Origin of the sequence: Dyella sp. (assembly GCF_036384435.1) — a bacterium.
Taxonomy (GTDB): domain Bacteria; phylum Pseudomonadota; class Gammaproteobacteria; order Xanthomonadales; family Rhodanobacteraceae; genus GSA-30.
The window spans coordinates 1-10,368 of sequence record NZ_DASVMI010000016.1; the positions used below are offsets into that span (position 1 = coordinate 1).

A 10,368-nucleotide genomic window follows, 5' to 3' on the forward strand; every position below is an offset into this window, starting at 1 on the left:
CATATTGCTCGTAGTACTGCCGCATGGCCGTGGTTTCCGGGCCGGTAAATTCCGTCGGCGCGAAAATGACGTCGGGCAAATCTTCCGGTGTATCGAAGACGTTATTGATGAAGCTGCTGCGAAGATCCTGGTAAGCATTCCAGGCGTCTTCCCAGTCCGCCTCGGGCGCCGCAGCACCCGCGACAACGTTGGAGCTCTGGAAGAATCCGTCGGTGATGCTCGCGCGCACATCCAGATTACGCTCGGCACGCAGACTCAGGATGGGGGCCTGATCACCGTAGCGATAAACCAGATTCAGGCTGCCATCTGCATTCTGCGACCCGGCACCTAGATTCCAGTTGGTCAGGATCGAGATATCACCTTGATTGATATTCGTATCGGGGTTGACCAGATTGATGCCCGGGCGAACATGGAAGTTGGGTATCGTGGCGAAGCGCGAGCCTGCATCGACGCCCGCGTTTTCCACGAAACCCATCAACGTGCCCGCCCCCTTGGATGGATCGCCGTCGACGTAGCCATAAAATGTCTGGTGATCGGTAATCGCCGCACCCGTATCCGGAGTGAATACGTACTCGGACATGTATTGAGCGATTTGTGCGGCGTTGGATGGATCGGGCGCTGCCACCGCCTGGCCCGAAGCATCGGTAAATGTACCAGAGACAAGTGCCACCTTGCCGGTTGCCGGATCGACACCATACCAACCAGCCGGGTCCACGATGCCATCGAAATGCTGCGCCATATTGTCTTGCTGGTCGTCCGTGCTCCAAGTCGCATAGGCTTCCAGCACGACTTGATCGGCTCCGAGCAACTGCGCGCCGTCGCTTACGGTGACATTGACATCGCCTGTCGTCAGCAACGGCGCACGCAGCAGCAACGAGCCGCGGCCGCCATCTCCATTCATGTTCAATACCGCGTGGCTACCGATGACGATGGCACCGGAATCGCCTGGCTGAACGTTTTCATAGCCGTAGGACGCGTTATAGGTACCGTCCGCGACGCCATCGGTACCGAGCTCGATATTGCCTCCCTTGCGCCCCGGAGCGGTGGCGAAGCTGAGCAATGCACCCTGCACATCCACGCCAGCCTTGCCGTAAAGGGTGATCGGACCACCAAACGTGCCCGACGCATCGAGCGTGCCGTCGATACGCACCCAGCCACCACCAGCCGCAGGATCGCCATCGGCGGTGAGCGTGATCAGATGCGCGGTAAGCGCATGTCCTGCATCCAGATCCAGATCGCCCGTCCCACTGCGCACCGTCAGGGAACCGTTGATGCCACTGGAAGCCAGCGCGTCGGAGAGCGCAGCCAAGTCCACTGCACCATTGGTATTGAGATCAAGATTGCCGCCAAAGTATCCGGATGCGGCCGAACCCAGCAGGTGCCCTGCGAGATTTGCCAGCCCGCCCGCAGTGATGTCCAGTTGCCCGGCATTACCGCCTTGCGCGTCACCGGCAATGTCCAACGTCGCCTGGCTATCTACTTGTACGTCACCTGCCGCATCGAGGATAAGCGTACCGCCTGGCAGGTGAGACTGGACGTCGTTGAAATTGCGCGTGACACCGACGACACCGAGCGTGGCATGACTGCCGATATCGATATCTCCCGTGCTGGCGGTAACAGCCAGCTTGCCCGCGGGCGCTTCGATATCCGTGTCCAGCAACACCGAATCGCCCGAAAGATTCAAGGTGCCGCCGGCGGATTGAACGCTCAATGGCGTGCCAGCCAACGCGGTAAACGATAGTGCCCCCGCCGTCTCCACGGTGGTGTTGGCACCGGTCGCCGCGATCACCCGAGGAGTCTGCGCACGGATATCCAGTTGACCGAAATCGAAAGTGCCATGGCCTTGTGCCACGATGCCCTGGTTTGCCGCCACCGTAACGCCACCAAATCCACGCAGCGTCCAGGCCCCATCGCCAAAATCCAGTTCATCAGCCTGGATCGCCAATTGCCCCGAGCCCGCGGCAAAGACGGATGCGCTACCCGTGTCATTGCTCAGCGTGAGTTTTGCGGTATGAATACTTACCGCTCCGCCGTCACTCGTCACCGCACCGGCATCCAGCACGAGATCGTGATCAAGATTGACATCCACGTCACCGATGAAATCCAGCGTGCCACGGCTGCGCAGCGTAACGCTCTGGGCCTGGTCGAACTGATGCAAGGTAGCGTCACCGACCAGGAAGCCATTGTCATCACCCTGCGCAGCAGCTCCGATGAAGGCGATACGATTGGCAGTGACGTCGATGTGGCTGGCGCCAAGTAGCGCATCCGTATCGACCTGCGTCTTGCCCGTCGCGTCCAGGCTCAGTGCGTTACCGCCATCGATCGTAACGCCATCGCCAATGACAAGATTGCCAGTCGCCGTGCCTGCCGCACCATCGATGCCTGTTACGTCATGGCGCACGACGGAGCCGATCGAACCACTGGACACGCGCAACAAGGCGCCGTCGCCACTGACCGCAGGCACCCCATCGCTGGCCAGTTGACCGATGACAAGAGGCGTACCGTCCAGGCCGGTGGTATCGCCGGCTCCGCGCAGGACGCTACCGGTGTCCACCTCGATGCCCAGCCCGGCGCCGTTGGCTGCGAGAATCACTTCGGGCGCCGACAACGGATGCGCGGCATCGTTGGACAGCACGATGCTGCTGGCTTGCACATTGAGTACGTCGCCGTCCGCGCCTGCACTTCGCGTACCACCGATCAGCAGGCTCGAGGCGCCCAGTGTCGTCAAGCCACTCGCATCGATCGTCAGGTACCCAGCACGCGCCTGCTCGCCGCTGCCAAGGATCTGAATCGATTGGCCGGCGATATCCACTTCCGCACCGCGTCCGCCCGCTCCCATTCCTGCGGTCAACGTAGCGCCCAGTTCCAGTTGCTGGCTTGCCGCCAATATCAGATGACCGGCATCTTGCGGCAGCGGCGGTGCCACGGCACCGGCATGAGCGGCCTGTGCGGCAAAGAATTGACTGGCCGGCGTCTCGGTGTATTGGGAATATTGCTGCCATACGGCCATCGACTGCACGTCAAACGTCGTGGTGCGTGCATCACGCGCGCCAGTGAGGGCATCGACAAAATAGCCCGATACGACCTGCGTGCCATCCGGCTGTGCGGCATTGCTACCGAGCACGGCGTCTTGCGAACCGGTGTTCTGCACCACACGAAATGCGCCTTTGAGCGTGGCGTAACGCGCGGGCAACAATGTGTAGATTCCCGGTGGCAAGCCAGGCACGCCGGAGAGATAGACCGCCTGCCCAACCGCCGGCCCCGCCCCAGCGCCTTTTTCGAGTGCGAAGTCATGCGCGGCAACAGGTGCGGCATAGCCGGGAATAACCGCATAAACCGCCCGGTTATCGGGATAAAGCGACTGCTGGCTACCGGTCGTGCTGGTTGTGTAACTGACCTGCGATTGCAGCAGGACATCGCGCGAACCTCCCGAACCCGGTATCCACTCAAAGGCCTGAAGATCACCGCCGCCAGAAACATCGACTTTCGCGCCTTGCTGCAGCGAGACCTGGTTGCCGTTGACGCTGATCTGCTTGACCGGCGGTGCCGTCAAGTCCTGTCCTGTGACACCGGGTGCCGCGTCGTAACGCCATTCCTGACCATCGACCGTGCTGCCGTACGGAAGCACGGCCCCGTTGAGCGAAACGCTGGTGACACTACCTGGCAACAGGTCCACGCGATCGGTCGCTGGCAGCACAAATGTACCGGGAAGCCCTAGCGCAGTACGCTCGGCAGTGACGTCACCGACGCCAAGCACAATATTGCCGGACGGCAACCACAATGTGCCCCCCTGTTCGATCTGCGACGCCGCAACCGACAGGGCACCTCCCGCCGATAACGGTGTCGAACTGTCGCTGTTGCCGCTATTTTCAAAACGAATGGTGCTGGTCTGACCGGCTTGCTGGGGCGCCGCGTCCAGCAGAAAACCGTAGTCGCTGGCGGAATAGATTCGCTTCGCGCTGAAATCCATGTCACCACTACTGAAAAGCCAGCCCGTCAGGGCCACACCCTTACCATCAAACGCGTCAACCGCCGGAAGATAGAAACGCAAATCACCTTGGGAGTGAAAACCAGCCTGCGCAAATCCGGCCAGTGAGAGGCGGCCGCCAATGTCGATGAACTGGCCCTGCACCTCCAGGTTACCGTCACCAGCCGCGGCCAGCGGCGTGGTCGCCGTGCCACCATCGGCGAGATAGACATAGGGCGCACTGATCGATACCGTCCCGGCTCCCGTGATCTGGCTGCCATCCTGCACAGGTATCTGCGCACTGCTACTGCCAGCCATCAGCGCGGAGGTATTGAAGACCACGCTGCGATCAAGGTTCAACGAGACGTTGCCGGCGAAAATCACGGGCACCGGGGCATAGCGATTCTGCGAATCCAGATCACCGACATCCGGGCCCACCGTAAAATCGGCGATGCCGGATCCCTTCAATCGATCGACCGTGAAATGCAGCACACCGAGGCCAGAGGGCGTGTCGGAAGGTGCAATGGCATCTCCCGGCTGATAACCGCCGGGTAATAGATCACCACTCTGCTGCAACACGATGGCAACCGCTGTGGTCTGGTTCGTCGACGGATTCAGCGACTCGTTCAACGCTCGCACCGCCAGGCTTCCGCCACGTCCTTGGGCAGCGCCAGCATGCGCCTGATAGCTGGCATCGAACAGCATGCCGCCGGCCGCGGCAAGATCAATGCTGCCTGCGTTGCTCCACACAGGCGTGGCTGCCACCCCTGGAATGGAGCCACCCAACGTGGCCTGGGCAACAGGCAGATCGTAGGTATCACTGGCGCCGGATACGTCAATCAACGCTCCCGACTGCGCCAGCAGGTATTTATCGGCGACAAGATTCACCTGGCCGCCGTCGAGCACTTGGCCGGTTCGCGGAATGAAGCCTCCCGAGAGGCTGCCGCTGACCGTGGCACTGGGATTGATCAAGGAAATGCCGCTCGCGTCCAGCACACTATCCGGGCCGAGCCACAGGTTGCGCTGCGGCGCGAGGAAACCACCCGTCGCCGTGGTGCTTTCCAGATCGATATCACCTCCATGCGCCATGACGCTGCCGAAGATATCCACGCTACCCGTAGCTTGCAGGCTTACCGTTGCGCCCGGATCGACCTGGACTGAAGCGCCTCGTCCCAGCACCAGGGTATCGCTCTGCAAATACGCAGGCCCCGTCCCCAAGGTGAACCATTTTGCCGCCTGGCCAGCCTGAAGTGAAAAACCTGCGGACTGAGTGCCGGCTGCGCCACCTTGCCAGCGATGATAGTCATCGAGAAAACCGATCGTCGTCAGGCCGGATGCGTATACGTTGCTGCCAGTGGGTGCGGCAGCCAACACGGCATAGTCAGGCAACAGGTTGGCAGGCTTGACGACAACGGTTGCGTTGTCCGCAATCACCGCGCTACCTGCCGCGACAAGTTGGTAATGGCCAAAACCCTGCCCTGAGAAGAATGCCGCCGGGAGATACAGCAACGACACGGTCGGATCATCCGCAGGCTGCTCGCCACCGATCTGAATCTGCGAGGCTGCGATACTCAGCGTACCGCCCCCGGTGAACCCGTAGCCAAGCAGGCTACCGTCCATGCTTATCTTGCCGCCCGAAAGATCGCCTGGCGTCTGCGGCACATTCAGCGCGGAAACATGCGTGGCCAGCGTGATATTTCCGCCCTGACCCAACGGCACGTCATCGCTTACCGCGACCAGGCCATTGCGCTGAACATAACCGCCGCTGGATACATCCAGGACACTGCCGGCCGCCAGGGAAATGTCACTGGCGTAGGCACTACCCAGCGTCGTGCTCAGGTTGATCGAGCCACCGTTGATGTACTGCGTTCCAACCAGACTGTCCTCGGTCAACCCGCTATCGTTGACCCACAGGCCGCGAGCATCCAGCGTTGCCCCCGCCCCGATGACGATCCCATCCTGGGCAAGCAACTGGCCACCGATACCCGTCGCGTTGATACCCGTGAGATTGATCGCGCCGCTACTGACCTGGATGGTGCTGCCGGACGCCACAACGACACCGGCGCCGAGCAGGTCGATCTCTCCGCCCGGATGTACGGTCAGCCGATTGGCATCGTCCTCGATGTCACCGACCGTGGCCAGCTTGAACTTGGAAAATCCACCACGATTGATCAGTTCAGATGGCAGCAGATACCACGTTGTCTGCGGACTACCGGGAGCGTCCGGGTCACCCAAGGGAGTCTGGCCGTCGAACAATGGATTGGTCGATTCAATCGGCGCGACAGTGTCGACCAGGCGATAATTGATGGGAGACGCATTCAACGGGCCATTCAGCGGATCGCCGCTGCTGACCGACAGGCTGCCTCCCAGCGGAGCCATCCCCTGTGCCACCTGATTGCGACCGGCATAGGCCCTGGCGGACAGGTCACCATCGAGTATCGCAATACCCTCGACCGATACGCCGTTGGATACCAGGCCGCCGATATTGATCGAACCGGCATCGGCGCCCTGGATAAAGCCGTTGTCGTAGCGAGGCAGTCCTGCCAGCAGCGGATTGCTGTATACGTCACTGACTCCCCAGCGCGCGTGATTATCCGCATACTGGCCAGCGAACCCGACGTAATCGATGTTCGGATCCGCATCGGCAATATTATAGATACGCCCATCGGCACCCAGCAGGTTGGGCGTCTGGATCCAACCCGGCAGATAGTTCAGATAACCGCCATCGGCGCGCAATTGCGAACCGCTGCGAGTGATCACCTGATCGGCAACGAGGCTGATCGTACCGCCCTTGAGCATCAGCTCATCGATGCTGCGTGGAATGTTTTCCACGTAACCGGAAGCATTGAGTACGGGGCTGCCTACCCAGTCGAGCCCGTCGGCGCGCACGCCACTTTGCGTGCTATCAATGACGACGTTTTTCTGGGTATAGAGAAAACTGTTACGCAGCAAGGGCGAATCGGCCAGTTCGTTCTGGCCCACGCGAGGAATGCTCACCAGCAACGCCGCCATGGGCAGTTCGACGTCGGCAAGGCCCGATACATCGATAATGGCGCCCTGGTCCAGGTAGATACGCGTCGCGGCCTGCCCGACAATGCCCTTGATGACACTCATGGATACATTGCCACTGGGTACTTCCACCAGGGCATTGCGATCAAGCAAAATGCTGTCGGTTGCCGACAGATTGATCGAACTGGTCTGGAATGCCTGATCCGCGTCCTGGCTGGAGGTCGTGGTTTCTCCATCCTTTTCAGGCAGGATCGTGGTGACCGAGCCCTCACCCAGTTCGATCCTGGTAGGAATGCCAATAAAGTCGGATCCACCTCCGAGGGAAATCCTTCCGGCCTTGTTCAAGCTGGTGGATGCGACCAGCACACCATTTTGCTCGACCGTCGCGCCATACATCTGGATGTTGCCGCGACGCGCCTGGATCAAGCCATCGTTCTCGATCGATCCCGTCCAGCCTTGCAGGCTGCCCAGGCCAAGCGGCGACCTGGAGACGGAAAACGCCGCCCCGCTTCCCGATGCTGGCGCCACATACTGCAAGGCATCGGCCGAGGCCAGGATGGCCGTACCGTCATCGGATGTGATCGAACCCGATTGCACAATGTGCGGGGCGGCAATCAGCGTGAAGCCTTGGGCCTGTGTCTGGATCGAGGCACCTTTCTCGACCGTGATGCCACCGCTCAGTGCCAGGTTACCCGAGCCATCCTTTGTGGCACCGCCAACAAGAAGCGGAACAAGGGTCTGGCTGGGATCCAGGATGTGATTGGGATCCTGGGTTTGTGAAATGCCGTTCTGCAAGAAAAAGGCGTTGCTCGCACTCACGTCGTTGCTGAACAGGTTCATCGACGTGGCTAGCAGCGAATGCGTATTTACCTGGCTGCCGGCGCCGAACAGGATGCCATTGCGGTTGATCAGGTAAACCGTGCCTTCGGCCTTGATCTGGCCCAGGATCTGGCTCGGACGACTGCTGGGATCGTTGATGCGGTTCAGTGCGATCCAGTTGTTGCTGCCGTCGGTCTGCGTACCGCCGGTCTGATCGAAGTGCAGCGTGGTGTGTCGACCGACATTGAAGCTATCCCAGGTCAGGATGGCTTTCTGCGCTGTCTGTTTGATCTCGACGGTGGTCTGGCCATTGTTCGCACTTTGCGTGGGCTGGTTGGCGTTCTGCCACAGCGACGGATTGTTGGCCAAGCCGGCAGCTACTTGCAGACCACCTGCGGCAATGCCATCGGGCACCGGCGAACCAGACTGCGCCTGCGCCGCCTGCTGGGCCGTGCGCTGTGCGCTGATCTGTGCGGCGACCGCCTGAGCGGCGCTGTTGAGATTGGCCAGCGACTGCTGCACGCTTTTCTGCTGCTGCAACTGCGCGGCAGTCTGCGGAGATAGCCCTGGGATGCCTGCCGACCCCGGCGTGCCGGCCTGGGTATTTCCTGCCATGGCACCTTGGCGTTGCGAGGCCAGCCAAGCCTGGCTGAGCGGAGGGGCTCCTGCGTGCGCCTGCATCGCTCCCATGGCCAGGGCGGTGGCAATCCATTGCGCCAGCGGGCGCCGATGCATCGGCGGCTTGGGACGGGGGGCGCCTGGCGCCTTGTTTCCACTCGTCGAACGCAATGGCTTGATCACGCGAACCTCTTCCCCTGGAATATCGATGTCTGCACACGCACAAGGACCGTCAGCGAGCGCAGTGCCCGCTTGCGGCCATTTCGCCTGGGCATCCTTGCCCGCCCGCTATCCCTGTTCATTCTCTAGACCGATTGCCGTACGGGCGACTGAACTGTTGTCATTGAAATTTCATGTAGCGCGTGACCTGCACCGCATGACCTGGCTCACTGCAATGCAACCGTCATCGCCCCACGCCCAGCAGCGGCGGCGGTGCCGGCGGGGGCGGTCGTTGGGGCTGCACGGATTTGCCCAGCTGATCGCCCATGCGATGGCTGAACGATGAAAAGTTGAACTGTCCTACCTGACGGTTGGACGGATCCCGGGCGACGGGTGCCACCAGATCGGCTGACACTGGCGATGACGCCACCGGGGCAAGCCTGCGGTTGAGGCAGGCATAGGCAAGTACCGGGCGATCATTGATGCTCACATCCACACAGGCATCGCCATGGGCGCCAGCCGAGGATGCACGACCCGGTCCTTCGGCCCGTACGAGCGTGCAACTGACCGCCACCAGAAGCATCACACCCGTGCTCGCCCAGGAATGCCTCATGGCATGCCCGCAGTTCCACTCGCTGGCAGCTTCTCTCGTTCGAAGCTGATCGTGGTCACACGGGCATCCAGGCCCTGCACCACGGCCGCGGTCAGGTCGTTGCTTGTATTGCCACCCAGCACGGCATTGCGATCAAGCAATAATCCGCACCCCCTCGCCTTGTAGACATCGGCGATGATCGGCTGGGCCATTTCCGCAATGCGCCCGGTGACTTTCAGGCGCGTCGCCTCGATTTCCCGCGTGCGCTGCACCTGCAATTGCTGTACCTGCTGGGCACGAGCGGCCAGCGCCTGCTCCTGCTTGCCCCGCTCATCCTGCGACAACGAAGCGGCCTGTCCACGAAACTTCTGGACATCGGCCTCGACGGGTTTGCGCGCTGCGTCGACCTCGGCCTGCGCCTGCTGCGCAAGCTGGGCAATACGCGCAGACGCTGCAACACCCACCTTGGCATGGGCCACGATCGCCTCGCGCGAAAGCATGCATACACCCGTGACCAGCGGCCCCTGCAAAGGCGCGACTGACGGCGATGGCGGCTGCGCTGCCGATGCCGCTGTCGCACCCAGCGCCATGACCATGGCATAGATGACTGGCTTCACTCGACGAATCTCCATCATGGTTGCTTTGCTGGTACGAAGCGTTGGTCGTACATGCGATCGCCATACGCCTGTGCCGCGTTATCGAGCTTTACCCGGGCCGATGCCGCGAAGGGCTGGCGCGCGGACATCATCGTGCCCATGTCCATGTGCACATACGCATCGAGAATTTCCTGTCCTACCTTGTACAACTGCTCGTTCTTCGCCGTGCAGGTTTCAAGCTGCTTGCGCGCATCGGTCAGTTGAGAGGTCAGGCCAGCGCTACGCGACTGTTCCTGCTTGGCCTGATTGGAAGCCTTCGCATAGGCTGCCTGCGCCTGCTGACGCTCGTCCTCGGCTTTCTGCCTGCCAGCCTTCTCGGCCGCCAGGGCCGGCGATGTACCACGTGCGCGGGCCAGCTCGGCCTGTGCCTGCTCCAGGGCCTTCCTGGCCTGGTCGCGCTCCTGTTCAAGCGTGGCCTTCTGCGACTGCCATTGCGACTGCTGTCCTTGCATATCCTGCAGTTGACTGCGTGCATCGCGCAGTTGGGAACGCAACTGTTCCTCCAGGCTTTGCTGGGCCTGCGCGCCTGAGCTGGCCCAGCAAAGCGC

4 protein-coding genes are annotated in these 10,368 nt (G+C 61.4%); all 4 read right to left on the reverse strand.

Going from position 1 to position 10,368, the window contains the following annotated elements; all coding sequences use genetic code 11:
* The coding region (locus tag VF436_RS01215) for a filamentous hemagglutinin N-terminal domain-containing protein (protein ID WP_330902146.1) at positions 1-8,596 on the reverse strand (8,596 nt) is incomplete at its 3' end.
* A 220-nt stretch (positions 8,597-8,816) separates the two neighbouring features.
* Positions 8,817-9,185 (reverse strand): hypothetical protein, encoded by a 369-nt coding sequence (locus VF436_RS01220; RefSeq protein WP_330902147.1) that lies wholly within the window; start codon positions 9,183-9,185, stop codon positions 8,817-8,819.
* Positions 9,182-9,799, reverse strand: coding sequence for an OmpH family outer membrane protein (locus VF436_RS01225; protein ID WP_330902148.1), 618 nt, complete (start codon positions 9,797-9,799; stop codon positions 9,182-9,184). Before VF436_RS01225 ends, VF436_RS01220 begins: the two co-directional genes overlap by 4 nt.
* A partial coding sequence (locus VF436_RS01230) for a hypothetical protein (protein ID WP_330902149.1) occupies positions 9,796-10,368 on the reverse strand: 573 nt, incomplete at its 5' end. The genes VF436_RS01230 and VF436_RS01225, both read right to left, overlap by 4 nt.